Consider the following 20,049-nt stretch of genomic DNA (forward strand, 5'->3'; position numbering starts at 1 on the left):
ATCAGGATTTCTTCTTTTTCCAATTCTCTATATTTACTTGCTTAGTTCTTGATATCGCTAATGAATTATCTTTAGAGTCCTTTGTGATCACTGAACCAGCACCTGTTGTTACTGATTCCCCTAGATTTATTGGTGCTACAAAAACTGTGTTTGCTCCAATACTGGAATTTTTACCAATTTTTGTTTGATATTTTTTCTGTCCATCAAAATTTGCAGTAATAGTTCCTGCTCCAATATTTGTAGATCTTCCAATAATGGAATCACCAATATAACTTAGATGGTTTACTTTAGTTTCTTCCTCTAGTTGACTATTTTTGATCTCAACAAAATTACCAATTTTGCTGTATGAAGATATTTTGGAATTAGGTCTTATATGACTATAAGGGCCAATTTTTATATGATCCATTACCTGAGAATCATAAACAGTAGAGTTTGAAATTTCACATTGTAATCCCACATTGGAATTTTCAATAAAAGTATTTGGACCGATAATGCAATGACTATTTATTTTTGTATTTCCTCTTATATGTGTATTAGCCTCTATGATTACATCCTTTCCAATTTCAGCTTCTTCACTAATTGAACAACTTGCTTTATTTATAAAAGTTACACCATTAAGCATATGCTTCTCTTTAATTGAATTTTGAATACATTCCTCGCACTCTGATAGATGAATTCTGTTATTAATTCCTTGAAGCTCTCCATTATCCTCCACCTCGAGACTTAAAGAATTTTTTAGCAAAGAAATTGTATCTGTTAAGTAAATCTCTTTTTGATTATTATTGCTTTGCAAGGTATTAATTATTTCTGATAAGTTACCCCAATTAAAACAGTAAACACCTGCATTTATTAATGGATTTTCTCTTTCTAGTTCATTGCAATCTTTTTCTTCAACAATTCTCTCTATAAAATCCCCATTCAAAAAAACTCTGCCATATCCATGAGGATTTGTTTTCTTTGTGGTAATTAAAGAAACATCAGCATTTTTTGAATCGTGTAAATACAAAAGTCTCTTTAGAGTAGTAGGCCTAATGAGTGGCACATCACCGTTAAGTACCAAAAGTTTTCCTTCATGTTTTTTTACTTCACTACAAAGAACCTGGATAGCATGACCCGTTCCTGATTGAGGTTCTTGAACAACAACATGGATTTTTTTATCTTTTGGGATTGACTTTTGTACTTCTTTTGATTTGTGTCCAGTGATAACGAAAATTTTATCAGGTTTTAATTCGGCACATGAATCAATTACTCTTTGTAGAAGACTTTTGCCGGAAATTTTGTGTAAAACTTTTGGTAATGAGCTTTCCATCCTAGTGCCCTTGCCTGCCGCTAATATCGCAACACTTAACATGTTTATTTGAAATCCTAATTTAAATCTAACTCTTAACGGATAACTTCGTCACATTCCCCACTTCTCCCTCCATTTATTTGTAGATAATAGATTTGAGAATAATTGCTCATCTAATCTTCTCCTGATTATATCGTTCTTACTTGAGTTTAAATCTTGATCTCTATATGGAATACTAGCTTTAGTTAACAGATGTTCTTCTTCCATTAAAGATAACTTTTCAAAATTGAAATTAGGTTTCAATTTATTCTTATCAAATTTTGATATTGCGACAGTTCCCTGACTCCAAAAAGTTCTGTTTTTAAAACTTGGCTTAATAGTAAAAATTTCTAATCCTAGATTTCTTAAGGTATTTCTTACTGCTGCTGATGAAGAATAAGTTATTAAATAACCATGAGGATTAAGTTTTTCTGTGACTTTGGATAAAAATTCAATCGTCCATACCTGAGGGCATTTTTGAGGAGAAAAACCATCCAAATAAATCAGATCGAAATTAATAGTAGAAGGAATAATGTTGATTTTTTCTCTAGCATCACCCCATAAAATACTGCATTTAAAAAATAGATCCTCAAAGTAATCTTTTCGATAAAGTGATTCAAATATTTTTTTGACTTTTGGGTCCCATAATTTAAGGAAAGATTCATTCCTAAGCGAATATTCAAGGGGATTTTTATCAATCTCCAAGGCATATAAATTTAAATATGAGTTTTGTTTAATTAATTCATTTAATAAAGAAGCGGAATTGTATCCTAAACCAAAACATATATCCAAAACATTAAGAGATTTGCCCTTAAATCTTTGCAAATTAGAAGTAGCTGTAAACTTTGACTTTGTTTCCTCCAATGCGCCCAATAAACTATGGAAGTTCTCTTGAAAAAACTCACTTCTTAAAGAATAACTGCCATCTTTAGTTAAAACTTCTATTAATTCAAACAAAAACTTTTCAGGCTAGTTAGTTAGTGTGGCAAGGTCTTCCCAAAAAGTGGGATACGAGACGCTAGCAGCATCTGCTCTCATGATTTTTGAGGTACCTTTAGCAAGAAGTGAAGCAATAGCAAGACTCATTGCTACTCGATGATCTGTCTCACTGTCTACTTCTGCAGAATTAAATTTTGATTGCCCATTAATAATTAACCCATCCTCTTTCTCTGTTACTTCAGCACCGAATTTTTGTAACTGTCGTGCCATGACTTTTAATCGATCTGTCTCCTTAACTCTTAATTCTTGGGCATCCTTAATTTCAGAAACTCCATTACAAAAACAAGCAGCCACAGTAAGAATAGGAATTTCGTCTATAAGTTTTGGGAGGATATCACCTTCAATAGTGAATGATTTTAAATTATTTGAAGACTTTACTTTAATAGATCCAATAGGTTCACCTGCAATGGTCGATTTATCTAAAATCTCATAATTGCACCCCATTGAATCCATTACATTTAAAATTCCAGTTCTAGTAGGATTTAATCCGACATTCTGAATTAAAACCTCCGAATTTGGAACAATAGATGCGGCAATCATCCAAAAAGAAGCAGAGCTTATGTCTCCGGGAATCAATATTCTCTGGCCAATTAACTTCCCCCCTGATTTGATGACTACATTCCTTCCTAATTCTCCTCTGACGCTGATATCTGCTCCAAAAGCTTTTAACATCCTTTCAGTATGATCTCTTGAAGATGCTGGTTCAATAACAGAGGTGGTCCCAGAAGCTTTGAGTCCTGCCAATAAGATTGCAGATTTTACTTGAGCACTCGCTACTGGTGTACCAATAACACAACCTTTTAGTTTATTCCCATCAATTGAGATTGGAGCTTTGTTTCCTTTCTCTCTACCAAAAATCTTGCCACCCATCAACGATAATGGTTTGCCCACTCTCCCCATTGGCCTTTCATTAAGAGAAATGTCACCTGTTAAGATAAAATTCTTGTCTTCTTGACCGGCAAGTAACCCCATTAATAATCTCATGGTGGTTCCCGAATTCCCACAATTTAGAATTTCTTTGGGCTCTTTTAATCCATCAAGACCCAAACCTGAAATCGTAAAAGGCTCATTTTTCTTTATTTCTGGTATGTTTACACCTAATTTCCTAAGACAATCAGCAGTTGAAAGTGGATCTTCAGAATGTAAAAACCCCTCAATAGTCGTCTCACCATTAGCAATACTTCCTATTATTAAAGCTCTATGAGAAATAGATTTATCTCCAGGTACTTTTACTTTTCCTTTTAAATTAACTCCACCTTTTATTGTGCGGATATTATTCATTTTCAAATTAAATACTTGATAAGATTTCTGTAGAAACAAATTATTTATATATTATCAATAAGTTTGTTTTAAAAAAAAAATAATCAAATTAAGTAACTGTTTTCTATAATAAAATGAGACAAAAGGACTTGGTTATTAATCTTACTTATTATCACGTTGCAAAGGATGTTCCAGAAACAAGCCCAGACATTGCAGTAGTTATTGATGTTTTAAGAGCTACAACAACAATTTCTTGGGCTTTAAAAAATGGAGCTGATTCAATACAAGTTTTCGCAGATTTAGATTTATTAAAAGAATCTGCAATGAAGTGGCAAGTTGAAAAGAGACTAATGCTTGGAGAGAGAGGTGGAAAGAAGATTGAGGGCTTTGATTTAGGAAATTCTCCTTTATCAGTTACGAAAAAAGTTGTTAATGGTAAAAGATTATTTATGAGTACGACTAATGGGACTAAATCATTGCAAAAAGTTCAAAATGCACAGCATTTATTTGCTATGGGTCTCCCAAATAGGAAAGCAGTTGCCGAAAAAATCATTTCATTAAAAAGTGAAAATGTTTTAATACTTGGTAGTGGTTGGGAAGGCTCTTATTCACTTGAGGATTCTTTAGCTGCTGGTGCATTGGCCACTTACCTAAAACAGAACGGTGATTTCGAAATCAATATTCTGAATGACGAATTACAAGCTGCTTTGGCACTTTGGGATTTCTGGAAAAATGATATTTTGAAATGTTTAAAAACAGCAACCCATGGCAAAAGATTGACAAGTCTAGGAGATTATGAGGATGATTTTAAATGTTGCTCTGAACTTGATTGCTTAGATATTGTTCCAGCTCAAGTTGAAAGAGGTGTGATTCGTGCCTCATGATCTACGAATTGGTTCATTAGGAGTAAAGTCTTGACTGATTTTTTGGTAGCTGCATTACAAATTACGAGTACTTCAAATGTTGAAGCAAATTTTACTGAAGCAGAAGAACAGATTGAATTAGCTGCTAGAAGAGGTGCTGAGTTAATAGGATTGCCTGAGAATTTTGCTTTTTTAGGAGGAGATGATGAAAAACTTAGATTAGCTTCTGAATTATCAGTGAAGTGTACAAATTTTCTAAAAACCATGTCACAAAGATATCAAGTATTTCTATTGGGAGGAGGGTATCCTGTCCCTGCTGGTGATGATAGTCATACTTTTAATAGGTCAGCTTTATTTGGGAAAGATGGACAGATTTTGGCAAAATACGACAAGATTCATTTGTTTGATGTTGATTTGCCAGATGGAAATCTATACAAGGAATCATCCACTATTTTATCTGGAGCAGAGTATCCACCTGTTGTAGATGTCCCAGGTTTATGCAAAATAGGATTATCGATTTGTTACGACGTTAGATTTCCTGAACTCTATAGATATTTGTCTTCCAATGGTGCAGAGCTAATTATGATTCCCGCAGCTTTTACAGCTTTTACTGGAAAAGATCATTGGCAAATCCTATTACAAGCAAGAGCAATTGAGAATACAGCATATGTAGTCGCTCCAGCTCAAACTGGTATTCATTATGGAAGAAGGCAAAGTCATGGCCATGCGATGGTAATTGACCCTTGGGGTACAGTTTTATCTGATGCCGGAAAAACTCAGGGGGCTGCAATAGCACCTGCTGATAAAGAAAGAGTAAAGAAAATTAGGGAGCAGATGCCAAGCCTTAAACATAGAAAAAACAAATTGTTTTCAAACTAATGATAAAGTTTTTAGAAAATAAACTTCTTCATTATTTATCCGTTTTTTTATTTTTAAATTCTTCAATCTTTCCAGTTAAATCTTCAAGTGCACTTGCGGCATGGGCTATAAATAATAATGGGGTTTTAGAATTAAGAACTAAATCAAATACTAATTTAAAAGCATACTTTCAGAAGACTAACCAAATATCGGGAGATAGATTCTGGGTAGATTTTCCAGGAGAATTAAAAAATCCCAGAACAATAAAAGGTAATGGCCCAATAAAAGAAATTAGATTAGGTAAACCAGACAAGGGTAAAACAAGACTAGTAATTGAATTTAAGGAAGAGACTTATTTGAACCCTTTGACTTGGCAAATGGTTGGCTTAGATCAAAATAGATGGAGAATTAAACTATTTAACCCAAAATATTCATTCAAAAAGATTGGTGAAGGTTTAGTTGAAAAGAAAAGAGAAAATATCAAAGCAAATCAAAATTTAATTCATAAGAAGAAAAACAATTATGGTTACTTGAAACTACCAGAGTTAAAACGAAATAAGTTTGAGGTTGTAATCGATCCAGGGCATGGCGGACCTGACCCAGGAGCAATAGGTATTGGTGGTATTAGAGAAACAGATGTTGTCCTAGAGGTTTCAAAAATAGTTAAAAATTTACTTTCTGAGAAAGGTGTCAAAGTAATGTTGACTAGAACAAATGAAGTTGATTTGGATTTGCCTCCAAGAGTTTCCATTGCTAATAATACGAATGCAGATATTTTTGTAAGTATTCATGCAAATGCCTCAAGAGGTAAAAGAAAAGACATAAATGGATTGGAAACATTTTATTACAGAGGGTGGAGAGGAAGATTACTCGCGAAAAGAATTCAAAAACAAATTTTAAGAGTTTCCCCTGGTAGTCCTGATCGAGGAGTTAAACAAGGTCGATTTTATGTAATTAAAAATACTAGGATGCCCGCAGTCCTTGTAGAAATTGGATTTTTAACGGGAAGATTGGATGCAAGAAGATTAGAAAAAATAACCCATCGAAAAAGATTAGCCTATGCAATTGCAAAAGGCATCCTCGAATATTTAGATAAAGTAGGGTGATACTTAAAATAGGTATATTTGATAGCGGAATAGGTGGTTTTACTATCCTTAATTCTTTACTAAAAACACGTAAAGATGTAAAAGTTTTTTATTTGGCGGATACAAAAAGAATACCTTATGGGAACAAAAATTCTAAAGAGATTAGATTAATTGCAAAGGAGATTTGTACATTTTTTGTTGATAAGAATTTGGATGCACTTTTAGTTGCTTGTAACACTACAAATGCGTGTGCGCTTGATATTCTAGAAGATAATCTAAAGGTCCCTTGTTTTGATCTTATAAATTCAGTATCTGAAATAGTTGATAAACAAATAATAGGTGTCCTAGCAACACAAAGAACTGTTCGATCATCGTATTACAAGAAAGCTATAAATGCTAAAAAAGGAAATACGATAATATTTCAGCAAGAATGTCCAGAATTTGTATCTGAAATTGAAAAAGAAAAATTAAATCTTGATAAGTTAAATAGCCTTTCAGACTTATACTTAAGACCACTAATAAACAAAAATATTGAAGAATTAATCCTTGGATGTAGTCACTATCCTCTAATTTATGACTTTTTTAGAAAAAAATTAGATTCAAATATAAAAATTATTGATCCATCTGTAGCTTTAATAAAAAAATTTAATGAATCTTTTGCTATTTCAAAAACTACCAGCTATGAAAGTCTTTTTTATGAAAATGTAGATTTCTTTGTTACTTCAGAAAAAGATAAATTTTTAAAAAAAGTAAAATTTTGGTTTGAAATTAATAAAGAAATTAGGTTAGTAAACCTCCGAAGCAATGTTTGATTCCTTAATATATATGTGAGGTCAATCATGAATACAGTAACAGAACTACTACAACCAGTTGAAAATGATCTTGATGATCTTATTCTTGAACTGAAAAATTTAATTGGAGCTGGTCATCCAATTCTTCAAGCAGCAGCTGAACATCTTTTTAGTGCTGGGGGTAAAAGACTTAGACCCGGTATCGTCTTATTAATTTCAAAAGCTATATCTCCTGAATTTTGCTTGACAACGAAACATAAAAGACTTGCAGAAATAACTGAGATGATTCATACAGCCTCTTTAGTCCATGATGATGTTGTTGATGAGGCATCTACAAGAAGAGGAGTTGATACAGTTCATAGCAGATTTAATACAAGAGTAGCTGTTTTGGCGGGTGACTTTTTATTCGCTCAAGCAAGTTGGCACCTAGCAAATCTTGACAATGTAAATGTAGTTAAATTACTTAGTAGAGTAATAATGGATTTAGCAGAGGGTGAAATCAAACAAAATTTAAATAGATTTGATTCGGCTCAATCTTTTTCCAAATACATAAACAAAAGTTATTGTAAAACAGCATCATTAATAGCCAATAGTTGCAAAGCAGCTGGAGTTTTGAGTGGGATTAATGACGAAAACTTAACTTCGCTGTACGATTTTGGCAAAAATATTGGTTTAGCATTCCAGGTTGTAGATGATATTCTTGATTTTACTGGAAATGATAAACAACTTGGAAAACCTGCTGTAAGTGATCTAGCTAGTGGTTATCTCACCGCCCCAGTTTTATATGCTTTAGAAGAAAATAAACAATTGTCAGTTCTTATAAACAGAGAACTTGCAGAAAAAGATGATTTAGATGATGCACTAAGTATCATCATGAACTCTAAAGCTATTGAAAGTTCTAGGAAACTAGCTGAGGATTTTGCAATACTTTCTAAAGAAGCTATAGTCTGGCTTCCTGATTCAGAATATAAAAGAGCTTTAATGGCTCTTCCAGAATTTGTTCTAAGCCGTATTTATTAGATCTTTTAGAATAAATCTTTGAGCTAAATTAATATTAAAATTTTTGAAAACCTTAATTTTTTCGACTAAATTTATTAAGCATAGATTTATTTAATGTCATTAGATAAAAAAAATTCAATCAATAACATACTTGAAGAAAAGAGAATTTTCCTTCCATCAAAAAAATTTGCAGAAAACTCAAATATTAGTACTCAAGAAGAATTACTAAGTCTAAAAAAACAAGCATCAAATAATCCTATTCAATTTTGGGAATCTTTTGCAAAATCGGAACTAGATTGGTTTGAGCCATTTCAAACTGTATTAGATAACGAAAATGCGCCCTTTTTTAAATGGTTCAAAGAAGGGAAACTCAATATTACATATAACTGCTTAGATAGACACATTAAGAGAGGGCTTGGAGGAAAGACCGCACTTATATGGGAGGGCGAACCCGGAGATAGCAAAAAATACACTTACGAAGAACTTCTAAAAGAGGTATGTAAAGCAGCTAATGCATTAAAAGCAATTGGTGTAAAAAAAGGAGATTTGGTTTGTATTTATATGCCGATGATTCCTGAAGCAATGTTTGCGATGTTAGCTTGTGCAAGAATTGGTGCTCCTCATTCAGTTGTCTTCGGAGGATTTTCTTCAGAAGCTTTAAAAGATAGGTTAATTGATGGAAACGCCAGATTTGTTATTACTGCTGATGGTGGCTTTAGAAAAGATAAGGTGATTGAACTTAAGAAAGCAGTTGATGCGGCCATTGAAAGTGGGGCAGATAAAGTTGTTGAAAAAGTCGTTGTTGTTCAACGATCTCAAAAACAAATTTCGATGATTGATGATAGAGATTTTTGGTGGCACGAATTATTAAAAGATCAAAAAGATCATTGTGAACCAGAAATAATGAATAGCGAAGATAGACTTTTTATTCTTTATACTTCAGGCTCTACTGGAAAGCCCAAAGGTGTAGTTCACACTACAGGTGGATACAATCTTTGGTCCCATTTGACATTTAAATGGATTTTTGACTTAAAAGATGACGATATTTACTGGTGTACTGCTGATGTTGGTTGGATTACAGGTCATAGTTACATAGTTTATGGGCCTTTATCCAATGGTGCTACAACCTTAATGTATGAGGGAGTGCCAAGACCCTCAAATTTGGGAGCTTTTTGGGAGATTGTTCAAAAATATAAGGTTTCTATTTTTTATACTGCACCAACAGCAATAAGGGCATTTATGAAGTCTGGGCGTGAAATACCCGATAAATATAATTTGGAGAGTCTTAGACTTTTGGGCACTGTTGGAGAACCAATTAATCCTGAAGCATGGATGTGGTACAAGGATGTTATTGGTAAAGATAAATGCCCTATTGTTGATACTTGGTGGCAAACTGAGACTGGTGGAGTGATGATAAGTCCCTTGCCTGGAGTCGTTGCTACAAAGCCAGGTTCCGCCACTTTCCCTCTGCCAGGAATCGAAGTTGAAATTGTCGATAAGAATGGAGATAAGGTTAAGGAGAACGAGGGTGGCTATTTAATTATTAAGAAACCTTGGCCAGGAATGATGAGAACAATTCACGGAAACTCAGAGAGATATTTGGAGAGTTATTGGGAATATATTACCTTTAAAGGAGAAAAAAATGTTTATTTTGCTGGAGATGGAGCACGCATTGATGAAGATGGATATATATGGATTATGGGCAGAGTTGATGATGTCATAAGTGTTTCAGGACATCGGTTAGGAACAATGGAAATAGAATCTGCTTTGGTAAGTCATAAATCAGTTGCAGAGTCTGCAGTCGTTGGCAAAAAAGATGATTTAAAAGGTGAAGTTATAGTCGCTTTTGTATCTCTAGAGAAAGATGTGAAAAGTTCTTCAGAATTAGTAGAGAATTTAAAGAATCATGTTGTTAATGAAATTGGAATTATCGCAAAGCCTGAAAAAATTATAATTTCTGACTCTCTTCCGAAAACACGTAGTGGAAAAATTATGAGGCGAATTTTAAGATCTTTGGCTGCTGGAGAAAAAATTAGTGGTGATATTAGCACTCTTGAAGATAGTTCTGTTTTGGAAAAGCTGAAAGAATTATCCTAAATAGATTCATCAATTAAATTGGAAATTTTTTTTATAGTATTTCTTTTGAATTCATCATCAGCCCAGTCTCCCAAAAAATTTTCTCTTAGTCCTGCGCTTGCAATTATAGTGTGTGTACCTTTTAGCATTACCCCCTTAGAATTATCTTCTTTTCTTGCTTTCAGACAAGAAAATAAGTTATCTGTTTGATCTAATTCGTCTTGGTTGAATTTTATTAGGAAGTTATTTTTTTGATTATATGTTTTTTCAATTAATCGCAAAGTTCTTTCAGGACTTGGGCTAAATTCACTGTTGAATTCTAATTTTTGAGAAATTTGTTTCAATAATGGAATTGATTTGTTAGCACTAAAATTATTAAAACTAATAGATATGAATTTTTCGCAATTTCTTCCGCCATCAGGAGAAATTAAATGAAGTTTACATCCTAGGCTATGACCAATTCTTATTGAAGGAATTGATGCTCCTATTCTCTTGGATAAAGATATTCGGCAATTCTTAAAATCTTTCCATGCTTTGATAGCAAGTTGTTGGTGATCAAATTGTGGTGTGTATTTATATGCATGTACTGCATAATTTTTATTAATTAAACTCTCTATGAATCTTCTATAAGTTAAATCTGGCTTAGAAGCTAAATAACTTCCACCAATAAATTCAACAATTTTTTTTGGATTTGAAGGCCAATAACAGAAATTGTTATATTGAAATTTTGTAAAAGTCATCTTTCATAAGCTAAAAATGTTTCAAAAAATATTTTCTAGGCTGTTTTTTAATTTATATTAATTTAAAAGAAATATTTATTAAATGCGTCAAGATAAATGAAAGTATTTTGAGTTAATTGGAACTATTTAACAAAAAAGAATTAAATCAATTGGATTTTCTTCATGATCAAATTAACACCAATCCCTCTGAAGAGAGAGTAACGAATAAAAATAAAAAAATTGAAAAAATTTTAATTCTTGATACTGAAACAACAGGTTTAGACGAAAATAAAGATGAAGTGATAGAAATAGGTTGCATCTTATTTGATGTGTCTTTTAAATGTGTACTTTCACAAGTTTCTTTTTTATTTCCAGTTAATAATAATGAAGCCGAACATGTAAATGGTATATCTGCAGAAGTAACTAATATCTCTCAACCATGGGAAGATGGATTGAATTTCTTTCTAAAACTTGTTGATTCTTCAGATTTTATAGTTGCTCATAATGTGGAGTTTGATAAGAAATGGTTTGGAAAAGGAAGATTACCTAAGCTTAATAAGAAATGGATATGTAGTTTAGAGGATATTAATTGGTCTTTTCAAAAATCACTAAAAACAAGACCTTCAGTAACTGATCTAGCCTTATCTTTTTCAATACCAGTTTGGAATTTACATAGAGCTTTATCTGATTGCTTTTACTTATCTGAGGTCTTCAAAAAATGCGACAACTTAGAGGAACTTTTACTTAAAGCTACTGAACCGAGGTTTTTATACAAGGCTTTGGTTAGTTATGAAGATAGGTCTTTACCTAAAAATGCAGGGTTCAAATGGAATAGTCCTGTGCAAGGAGCTTGGTCAAGAAAATTAACTACTGATGAGGCAAAAAATCTTGATTTTAGAGTTGAGATTTTGAATTAATATTTATTTAATTTTTGACTAAGAAAATATTTAGTGCATCTTGCAAGGCATCCATTTATTACCCATTTTATGTGCTCCAATACATCCGTATTTTGAAGCAGCCTTTTCAGCTTCTTGTTTAGTGTTAAAAAGATCTGACATCATATTTTCATTATTTGAATTTGAAATTTGTTTGGAATGATTATGATGAGAATTAGGTGAATACTCCCATATCCCCATAGTAGTAACACCGGCAGAGATAATTCCCATCCCGACTACTGATAAATTGACTATTCCCATTGCGACTGCACCAAAAGAAAATACACCCATTGGGACTACCCCTATACTTATTACTCCCATTGGCACTATTCCTATTGAAACTATACCAAGAGGTGCTATTCCAAAAGCAATTTTTTTTGGTTTTGTTCCGCAATGTTGATTCTCTTTACTTTTATTAATTCCCAATAGTTTTTCTAAATGTTAAATTAAAATTGTCTCACAAAATAACCAATCAAAGATTAATTTCTAGATGAATTAAAAATTTTGAATTATTTTTTAGAACTTTGAATAACTTAAAAAACCTAAGAGGAACAGTAGACCTATTTCCTGATCAATTAATAAAGTGGCAAAACGTTGAAAAAATTTTATTAGAGCAGCTCTCTAGAGCATCCATCAAAGAAATAAGAACACCAATATTGGAAATGACCGAATTATTTATAAGAGGAATTGGTGAAGGAACAGATGTTGTCAGTAAGGAAATGTATACATTTCTTGATAGGGGGGAGAGGTCTTGCACTCTAAGACCTGAAGGAACAGCCTCAGTCGCACGAGCGTTAATACAAAACGGAATATCTTCTAATCCTATTCAAAAACTTTGGTACATGGGTCCTATGTTTCGATACGAAAGACCTCAAGCTGGCAGGCAAAGACAGTTTCATCAATTAGGTGTTGAGTTTATAGGACATGATTCAGTTAGAAGTGATGTTGAAATTATTGCTTTAGCTTGGGATATATTACGCAAATTAGGAATAAAAGAACTCAATCTTGAAATAAATACGTTAGGTGATACTAATGACAGATCAAATTTTCAAAAATCTTTTTTAAAATGGTTAGAAACAAATAAAGATTCTCTAGATTTAGATTCTCAGAATAGAATTTCTAAAAACCCTTTGAGGATTTTGGACTCAAAGAATATTCAAACTAAAAAAGTTCTTGAAAATGCACCAAGATTATTTAATTTTTTATCTGAAAAAAGTCATAACAGATATTTAGACTTAAAAAGACAATTAGAGGTTTTAAAAATACCTTATGTAGAAAATTTTAATCTTGTAAGAGGTTTAGATTACTACACTCATACAGCTTTTGAAATTACTAGTGGGGCTTTGGGCTCCCAAGCTACAGTTTGCGGAGGAGGGAGATACGACGATTTAATAAAACAAATGGGAGGGCCAAACACTCCTGCAATTGGTTTCGCTATTGGTTTAGAAAGATTAATTTTACTCGCAGGAAAAGAGCTTGAAATTCCAAGAAATACTGATATCTATATCATTAATAAAGGCTTAGTTGCTGAATCATTAGCAATGGATTTATCAAGAAAATTAAGAAATTACGATTTGTTAGTTGAGTTAGATTTAAGCGGAGCCTCATTCTCTAAGCAATTTAAAAAGGCAAATAAACTTAAATCTAAAAGTATTATTGTTATTGGTGAGGATGAGGCAGTTAATGGGGAATTTATTATAAGGCTCTTTGATCAATCGGGTAATGGGAATGAAGAGGAGGTTATATCTTTTGAGAATGATATTAAATTAGAAAATTGGATAAACAATAACTTACTTGTAAAGTGATGTTCTTGAAAATAGTGATAATTTTTCTTTTTATAATTATTTCTTTTAATTTAAGGAATTTTCTTAAATTAAATAGAAAACAAAAAGTTTTTAATTCTAAAAAAATAACAACTTTTAATAAAAAGAATCTTAATAATTGGATGAATTTAACTAAAAAAGAAAGATATAACTTAACAAAACAAGATTCTCTTAACTACATGGATAAAAGAAAACTTTTATTAGACGAAATTAGAAATGAATATAAGAAAATATCTAGAAAAAATTCTGAGGGGAACATTAAGAAAAAATAATTATGGAAAATTACTGGACTTCTAATAAACCTATAAATGGATTAAGACATTTTGTTTTAGTAAATGAGACTAAAGAAAAAGGAGATATTAGTTTTTTAATGGTTTCTGCCCTTGATTCTGAAATTAACTTAAAAACTACTTATGAAGAATTAATAAATAGTGGAAATTGGCAGAAGGGTTTTATCAATCTTTCAAAGCATCAATCGATTACAAAAGAATACGTTAACTATAAATCCATCAATAAAGGAAAGGGTATCGATGAGATATTCATTAATGAAGATTCTTTATTTAATATTTCTTAATTTGATATAAATCTTTCAAATCTCTTTTCTTCGTAAATACTAGGTTTTTTGTGACTTAATAATTATTTAAAAGTTTTACCCCTTTCAAAAAAATAAAATTAACGTTATCAAGGATTAATTATATTTACTTAATTCAATGTTAGGGGATATGTGGAGCCCATCTGAGTTGACCTCTGAAAAACTGGGAATAACTGAAATTAAACTTACTTTTTTACGTGAAAATGGAATACTCAAGCCTGGGATTCATTGGAAAAGCTCTCCACTCGGTCAGAAAAAACCTTGGAAACCCAAAGCTCTTTACAATGTAAAAATGTGCAGAGAAATAATTAATAAATTTTATTCTGAAGAAAACTATAATATCGCAGCCTAAAAAATGATATTATCCTGATTAATTTGGGAAAATATATAAAATATTCATTCGATTAGATTCTCATCCTTACACTCAATAAGAGTGTTTTGCAAAGTTGGATATAAGTTAATCATATTTATGTATTGTTTCGATTTTCTGTAAGATTTTGCAGCCTTTTTGTAATGAACTTCAGATTTCATTTCTAGTGAAAATTTTCTAGAAGACTCTTGAGAAGTAGTCATAATATTAGATGTCTTATCCCATATTTAATAATTGTTTGAAAATGAGGCAATAACCTCCATGGTGTAATGAAACAAAACATCGTTGTAATGTCAGCAAAATGAAATTTATTTGACTTATTTAAATTTAAAAATACTGGTTTATTTGATAGAACTTATATCTCTGAGAATAATTTTTCTTCATTAAATCTACCTTCTTTACTCTTGTCTTGCCCTGCGAATAATTTTTGTTTAGTAATAGTTAGGATTAATAACCTTTACAATTTTGTTATGAATTCAACTGTTTGGTGAAATATAAAGTATTCTCAAAACGTTTAAGCTAATCAATTCCTAAATGCAAACCTATGGAAATCCAGATACTACCTATGGATGGTGGGCTGGTAATTCAGGTGTAGCAAATCGCTCAGGAAAATTCATTGCTGCTCATGTAGCTCATGCAGGATTAATTGTTTTCTGGGCGGGTGCATTCACCCTTTTTGAACTTTCACGATTTGACCCAAGCGTCCCAATGGGTCATCAACCTCTAATCGTTCTTCCTCACTTAGCAACTCTTGGAATAGGGTTTGATGCTAATGGTGTTGCGATGGGAGATACTAAACCTGTTCTAGCGATAGCAATAGTTCACTTAGTTTCTTCTATGGTTTTAGCAGCCGGAGGACTTTTACACTCTTTACTTCTTCCTGGAAATCTAGAAGATTCTGATGTAGCAAGAGCTAGAAAATTCAATATTGAATGGGATAATCCAGACAAATTGACATTTATTCTTGGTCACCATCTAATTATTCTTGGTTTCGCAGTTATTGCTTTTGTCGAATGGGCAAGAGTGCATGGAATTTATGATCCAGCTATTGGTTCTGTAAGACAGGTTGAGTATGAATTAAATTTGGCCAAAATTTGGAATCACCAAACAGACTTTTTGACTATTGATAGCCTTGAAGAAGTAATGGGAGGTCATGCTTTCCTCGCTTTCGTTGAGATCACTGGTGGTGCTTGGCATATTGCTACTAAGCAAGTTGGTGAATATACCAAATTCAAAGGTAAAGGACTTCTCTCTGCAGAAGCTGTTCTCTCATGGTCATTAGCTGGAATAGGTTGGATGGCTATTATTGCAGCTTTCTGGAGTGCAGCTAACACAACAGTTTATCCAACTGAATTCTTTGGTGAACCACTTGAATTGAAGTTTAGTATTTCGCCTTATTGGGTAGATACAGTTGATCTTCCTGATGGTGAGTACACTTCAAGGGCATGGTTAGCTAATGTTCATTACTATTTTGGATTCTTCTTTATTCAAGGTCATCTATGGCACGCTTTAAGAGCACTAGGCTTTGATTTCAAGAGAGTTACAAATGCTATCAGTAATATTGATAGTGCAACAGTTACTCTTAAAGATTAATTTTCAAATTTTCTTACCAATATCAAAAGGCTCCTCTTATCGGAGCCTTTTTTATTTGAAAAATTTTGTTTATTAATTTAAATTTAGAATTATATGTTTTTGAAATCATTGAATATTTTTTCGATACAGAATAAAGATATTTTTTCAAATTCTCTATTGATAAGTTTTTTTGGATTGTTAATTATATTTTTTTTGTTGATTTTTGGAAGGAAATTTAAACTAGCTGTTCAACTCGAGAGATTTGGATTGCCGATAGCCGTCATATCAGGAATTTTAGGTATATCTATAGGCCCATTTGGTGCGATACACTTTTTACCAAAAGAAACAATAAATGTTTGGAGTAATTTTCCTACTCCTCTTTTATCATTAGTCTTCGCAACTTTAATGATGGGAAGACCTATACCGAATATAAATGGTTTAGTTAAACCGATTTTTAATCAATTTCTATTAGCTCTTTCACTAGGTTTCGGACAATTTTTTGTCGGCGGCCTTGTTGTTAAATATTTTCTGCCTCCATCTATGGACGCAAATCCTCTAATGGGTTGTTTAATAGAGGTAGGTTTTGAGGGCGGTCATGGAGCCGCATCAATAATCGGTGAAAGTTTTAATAAACTAGGTTTCCCAAATGGTTTAGATCTTGGTTTGGCTATGGCAACAATGGGTCTTTTATCCTCTTCAATATTAGGTAGCATATTTATCTTTATTGGAAGAACTTTAGGCCTTTCAGATACTGAGGAAATTCTTGAACAAAAAGATATTTTAAATGGAAAAAATAAGATTAGAATTTTTGCAGATTTTAGAATTTTTATAATAAATCTTGGATTCTCTGGTTTGGCAATTTCTTTTGGTGTTTTGCTTCTTAAATTTTTAAGGTATATTTCAAGTTCTTTTGGTGATTTTTCGAAGGAAATTATTTTTTCACTACCAGTATTTCCTTTTATCCTTATAGGTTCGCTCCTTATTAGATATATTTTAGAAAAAACCAAAAATACAGAATTTATTTCAAATATTCTGCAAAGGGAGATTGGTATTTTATCAACAGACTTATTGATTTTTACAGCTATGGCGAGTTTAGATATTGCAGTTGTTTTTGATAATTGGATACTTATTTTAGTATTTACTATTTTCGGTTTATTTTGGAATTTAATCTGCATTGCTTATTTCGCATACTTTATTTTTGATGATTATTGGTTTGAAAAAAGTTTGATAGAGTTTGGTAATTCTACTGGTGTAGTAGCTTCTGGGTTACTTCTTTTAAGGCTTGCAGATCCTAAAAATATTTCTAAGACTTTACCAATTTTTACGTCAAAACAGCTATTTGCTCAATTAATTCTTTCTGGGGGACTATTCACAGTTCTTGCACCATTAATGATTTCTAAAATTGGGTTAGATTATTGGACAGAAATTTGTGCCTTAATTACATTCGCAATTCTTTCTATCGCATTGATTTTTAACAAAGTAGAGATGAAAAAGTTTCAATAAGAACTCTAGAATGGTAAAAAGCATAAATTTTTTATTTTAATGTCATTTACACCCTACGATATTCCACCTCAAGAAAATAAAGGTAAGTGGTTTAGGAGTCATTTACTTGGAAGGGAAATAGAACTTAGTGAATTGTATAGTCTTGGATCAAATGATTTAGATTTGCTTATGGCGGAGACCGCAGAAATCAGAAGCGATCTTGACTTTAAGGAAAAAAATATAGGCAAATTTAGGACCGCAGGATATTTTTTGGAGTTAGCAAGAATAATTGAGAAAAGGAAGTTGTTAGAAAGTTAATTAGATGGAAAATAATTCTTTCTAGAATTTGGTTCCCATAATTCGTATTTATACATTAACGACTTAAATTCTCTATTTTTCTCAAACGAATCTAACCAGTTTTTTATTGATGATTCAAAATAATTTGTTCTTTTTTGACTTTCACAAGCGATTCTAAATTGTCTTACAAAAGGCCAAATAGACCAATCAGCGATTGTTGGGCTATCTCCAAAAAAGTATTTTTTTTCGGCAAGAAGTTCGTTCCATCTCTTTATAAATTTAATCGCATTTGTGAAATGAAATTCTTGATCACTATCTTTATATCTTGTGGCATATTTAAATCGATCTAAATGATATTTGAATACGTTATCATTTTCATTAATTATTTCAAAAATATCTTCCTTTTTGTTCTCAGGTAAATAAATTAATTTGATGTTTTCCTTTTTCGACTCTGAGAGAGCCCATAGGATGATTTCAAGACTTTCTTCAATAACTTCACTATTTTTTTTTATAAGAATTGGCACCGTTTTCGTCTTCGAATTATTTAAAAAATCTAGAGGTTTATTTTTTAAATCAATTTCTCTTATCTCTACTTTTATTTCGCAAATTAACAGGGCCCATCTCGCACGAATTGCATATGGACATCTTCGAAATGAATATAAAATATCGTTTTTCATATTGTAAAAACTTTTAATTTCCCTAATTCTTTTAGTATTATCTAAGTAGGAACAGTATTAATTTTACAACGCAAATGTCGGGATATGTTTACCTTATTAGAGTAGGAGACCTTTATAGGATTGGGAAAACCGATAATCTTGAAAAGAAAATTAAAAAATTAAAGCCAGATGAATTACTAACATCAATTATGACTAAGGAGCCAGAAACTCTTGAAGCAAGATTACTAAGAAAATATAAGTCGCAAAGAATTCCTGAAACTGGTTATTTAAAGCTTTCTAAAAGACAAATTAGAGAATGTAAAAAGCAATTTGAATTAAAGGGTAGCTTGCCTCACACTTTAGATGCTGAGGTTTCTATAACTCTATTTGCATCTTTTTTATTGTTTTCATTAGGTTCTTTTATTTTTAATTATTTAAATTTTGGATTTGTAAGATCTATATCTTATTCTTTCGGAATGGCATCTCTACCAATGGTTATATTATTTATTACAGGTAGTTTTGGCGGATACTTTTCTGAAGATTTATCTCTTTTTTCATTGTTAACTAATCGAATAAAAGGTTTATTTATTGCAATTGCAATGCTTTCAATGGCTTACTTAATTTTTAATTTAGGTTAAATTTCATAGTTACAATTTAAGGCGATTTCAAATGGAACTGATTGGGTAGGTAACTTAAGAATAGTTGAGCATATTTCAGCAATATCTTCAGGTTGTGTCATTCTTGATTTGTCTAAAGAAGAGATATTTTGGGCCATTTTTGTATTAACCCAGCTTGGGCAAATTGCAGTAATTCTTATATTTTTATCCCAACCTTTATTTTTCATCGTTTGGCATAATCCCATCAAAGCAAACTTTGAAGAAGAATAAGCGGCTAAATCACCTTTCGATCTTTTCCCACTCATTGAAACTAAAACAATAATTCTTCCTCTTCCAGAGGTACATAAATGATCCCAAGAAAGCCTACATAAATGCCAAATTGCCAAAAAATTTATATTTAATGTATTTAAAATATCTTCTTCATCACCATCTTTGTATAAGAAAGGAACTTTCGATAATACTCCAGAACAATTTATTATTGAATCAAATCCTCCAAATTCATCTACAGTATTCTTTATCCAATTTTCGGCTGTAATTTTTTTTAAAGCATCATAGTGGTTGATTATAATTTTCCCTTCTGGCCATTTTTCTGGATCAATAGCACTTCCTTTTAATGATTCTAAATCTCTTATGCCAACACTAATTCTATTGCCTTCTTTTAATTCTTTATGTGCAATATTTAGTCCAATACCTCTACTGGCTCCACTTATTAATATGGTTCTCATTTT

General features: G+C 31.8%; 23 protein-coding genes. 15 read left to right on the forward strand and 8 right to left on the reverse strand.

All coding sequences use genetic code 11. From position 1 onward, the window contains the following. Position 1: 1 nt before the first annotated feature. From glmU to aroA, 3 genes are read right to left on the reverse strand one after another with little or no spacing between them, the layout of a single operon-like run. Positions 2–1,351: a bifunctional UDP-N-acetylglucosamine diphosphorylase/glucosamine-1-phosphate N-acetyltransferase GlmU gene (gene glmU, locus A9601_RS12365; RefSeq protein ID WP_011818115.1), complete on the reverse strand. Its 1,350-nt coding sequence runs from the start codon at positions 1,349–1,351 to the stop codon at positions 2–4. A 48-nt stretch (positions 1,352–1,399) separates the two neighbouring features. Beyond that, complete coding sequence (locus A9601_RS12370) at positions 1,400–2,284, reverse strand: tRNA (5-methylaminomethyl-2-thiouridine)(34)-methyltransferase MnmD (protein ID WP_011818116.1); 885 nt, start codon at positions 2,282–2,284, stop codon at positions 1,400–1,402. Between the two features lie 12 nt (positions 2,285–2,296). Then, positions 2,297–3,613: a 3-phosphoshikimate 1-carboxyvinyltransferase gene (gene aroA, locus A9601_RS12375; RefSeq protein WP_193328904.1), complete on the reverse strand. Its 1,317-nt coding sequence runs from the start codon at positions 3,611–3,613 to the stop codon at positions 2,297–2,299. Between the two features lie 128 nt (positions 3,614–3,741). On the opposite strand from aroA, the gene A9601_RS12380 reads away from it, so the two are divergent. The 6 genes from A9601_RS12380 to acs all read left to right on the forward strand — a co-directional run bounded on the left by A9601_RS12380 (position 3,742) and on the right by acs (position 10,279). Then, positions 3,742–4,470: a 2-phosphosulfolactate phosphatase family protein gene (locus A9601_RS12380; RefSeq protein WP_041484597.1), complete on the forward strand. Its 729-nt coding sequence runs from the start codon at positions 3,742–3,744 to the stop codon at positions 4,468–4,470. A gap of 30 nt (positions 4,471–4,500) precedes the next feature. Next, positions 4,501–5,328: a carbon-nitrogen hydrolase family protein gene (locus tag A9601_RS12385; protein ID WP_011818119.1), complete on the forward strand. Its 828-nt coding sequence runs from the start codon at positions 4,501–4,503 to the stop codon at positions 5,326–5,328. Then, complete coding sequence (locus tag A9601_RS12390) at positions 5,328–6,413, forward strand: N-acetylmuramoyl-L-alanine amidase (RefSeq protein ID WP_011818120.1); 1,086 nt, start codon at positions 5,328–5,330, stop codon at positions 6,411–6,413. The genes A9601_RS12385 and A9601_RS12390 overlap by 1 nt, the downstream gene beginning before the upstream one ends. Further along, complete coding sequence (murI, locus tag A9601_RS12395) at positions 6,410–7,204, forward strand: glutamate racemase (RefSeq protein WP_011818121.1); 795 nt, start codon at positions 6,410–6,412, stop codon at positions 7,202–7,204. Before A9601_RS12390 ends, murI begins: the two co-directional genes overlap by 4 nt. A gap of 27 nt (positions 7,205–7,231) precedes the next feature. Next, positions 7,232–8,203 (forward strand): solanesyl diphosphate synthase, encoded by a 972-nt coding sequence (gene sds / locus A9601_RS12400; RefSeq protein WP_011818122.1) that lies wholly within the window; start codon positions 7,232–7,234, stop codon positions 8,201–8,203. A 93-nt stretch (positions 8,204–8,296) separates the two neighbouring features. Continuing rightward, complete coding sequence (gene acs / locus A9601_RS12405; RefSeq protein WP_011818123.1) at positions 8,297–10,279, forward strand: acetate--CoA ligase; 1,983 nt, start codon at positions 8,297–8,299, stop codon at positions 10,277–10,279. Here acs and A9601_RS12410 read toward each other — a convergent pair. Then, positions 10,276–10,998 carry a DUF1350 family protein gene (locus tag A9601_RS12410; RefSeq protein WP_011818124.1) on the reverse strand — a complete coding sequence of 241 codons (723 nt, stop codon included), beginning with the start codon at positions 10,996–10,998 and terminating at the stop codon, positions 10,276–10,278. The genes acs and A9601_RS12410 overlap by 4 nt on opposite strands. Before the next feature lie 116 nt (positions 10,999–11,114). On the opposite strand from A9601_RS12410, the gene A9601_RS12415 reads away from it, so the two are divergent. Further along, positions 11,115–11,894, forward strand: coding sequence for a 3'-5' exonuclease (locus tag A9601_RS12415; protein WP_011818125.1), 780 nt, complete (start codon positions 11,115–11,117; stop codon positions 11,892–11,894). Positions 11,895–11,924: 30 nt separating this feature from the next. Here A9601_RS12415 and A9601_RS12420 read toward each other — a convergent pair whose 3' ends face one another. Next, complete coding sequence (locus tag A9601_RS12420) at positions 11,925–12,338, reverse strand: hypothetical protein (RefSeq protein WP_011818126.1); 414 nt, start codon at positions 12,336–12,338, stop codon at positions 11,925–11,927. A gap of 98 nt (positions 12,339–12,436) precedes the next feature. Here A9601_RS12420 and hisS point away from each other — a divergent pair, with 98 nt between their 5' ends. From hisS to A9601_RS12440, 4 genes are all read left to right on the forward strand, one after another. Beyond that, entirely contained in the window at positions 12,437–13,717 is a 1,281-nt protein-coding gene (gene hisS, locus A9601_RS12425; protein WP_011818127.1) for a histidine--tRNA ligase, read from the forward strand. Positions 13,718–13,857: 140 nt separating this feature from the next. Continuing rightward, complete coding sequence (locus A9601_RS18875; protein ID WP_225866262.1) at positions 13,858–14,007, forward strand: hypothetical protein; 150 nt, start codon at positions 13,858–13,860, stop codon at positions 14,005–14,007. A 2-nt stretch (positions 14,008–14,009) separates the two neighbouring features. Beyond that, entirely contained in the window at positions 14,010–14,309 is a 300-nt protein-coding gene (locus tag A9601_RS12435) for a TIGR02450 family Trp-rich protein (protein ID WP_011818129.1), read from the forward strand. Positions 14,310–14,445: 136 nt separating this feature from the next. Further along, positions 14,446–14,679 (forward strand): hypothetical protein, encoded by a 234-nt coding sequence (locus A9601_RS12440; RefSeq protein WP_011818130.1) that lies wholly within the window; start codon positions 14,446–14,448, stop codon positions 14,677–14,679. 44 nt (positions 14,680–14,723) lie between these two features. Here the strand turns inward: A9601_RS12440 and A9601_RS18565 are convergent, their stop codons facing one another. Then, on the reverse strand, positions 14,724–14,900 hold the full coding sequence (locus tag A9601_RS18565; protein WP_167315821.1) for a hypothetical protein: 177 nt from the start codon (positions 14,898–14,900) through the stop codon (positions 14,724–14,726). 331 nt (positions 14,901–15,231) lie between these two features. Between A9601_RS18565 and A9601_RS12445 the strand changes: the two genes are divergently transcribed. From A9601_RS12445 to A9601_RS12455, 3 genes are all read left to right on the forward strand, one after another. Then, positions 15,232–16,290: a chlorophyll a/b binding light-harvesting protein gene (locus A9601_RS12445; protein WP_011818131.1), complete on the forward strand. Its 1,059-nt coding sequence runs from the start codon at positions 15,232–15,234 to the stop codon at positions 16,288–16,290. 93 nt (positions 16,291–16,383) lie between these two features. Beyond that, entirely contained in the window at positions 16,384–17,772 is a 1,389-nt protein-coding gene (locus tag A9601_RS12450) for a sodium:solute symporter (protein ID WP_011818132.1), read from the forward strand. A 39-nt stretch (positions 17,773–17,811) separates the two neighbouring features. Beyond that, positions 17,812–18,069, forward strand: a complete 258-nt coding sequence (locus tag A9601_RS12455; RefSeq protein ID WP_011818133.1) for a hypothetical protein — start codon at positions 17,812–17,814, stop codon at positions 18,067–18,069. Here the strand turns inward: A9601_RS12455 and A9601_RS12460 are convergent. Continuing rightward, the gene (locus tag A9601_RS12460) at positions 18,066–18,725 is read right to left on the reverse strand and encodes a glutathione S-transferase (protein ID WP_011818134.1); all 660 of its coding nucleotides are present in this window, start codon (positions 18,723–18,725) and stop codon (positions 18,066–18,068) included. The two genes, A9601_RS12455 and A9601_RS12460, sit on opposite strands and share 4 nt — an antisense overlap. Before the next feature lie 74 nt (positions 18,726–18,799). Between A9601_RS12460 and A9601_RS12465 the strand changes: the two genes are divergently transcribed. After that, the gene (locus A9601_RS12465; protein ID WP_011818135.1) at positions 18,800–19,342 is read left to right on the forward strand and encodes a GIY-YIG nuclease family protein; all 543 of its coding nucleotides are present in this window, start codon (positions 18,800–18,802) and stop codon (positions 19,340–19,342) included. On the opposite strand, the gene A9601_RS12470 is transcribed toward A9601_RS12465, so the two are convergent. After that, positions 19,339–20,046 (reverse strand): SDR family NAD(P)-dependent oxidoreductase, encoded by a 708-nt coding sequence (locus A9601_RS12470; RefSeq protein WP_011818136.1) that lies wholly within the window; start codon positions 20,044–20,046, stop codon positions 19,339–19,341. The genes A9601_RS12465 and A9601_RS12470 overlap by 4 nt on opposite strands. Between the last annotated feature and the right edge of the window lie 3 nt (positions 20,047–20,049).

It is taken from the genome of Prochlorococcus marinus str. AS9601 (genome assembly GCF_000015645.1).
GTDB classification, from domain to species: domain Bacteria; phylum Cyanobacteriota; class Cyanobacteriia; order PCC-6307; family Cyanobiaceae; genus Prochlorococcus_A; species Prochlorococcus_A marinus_O.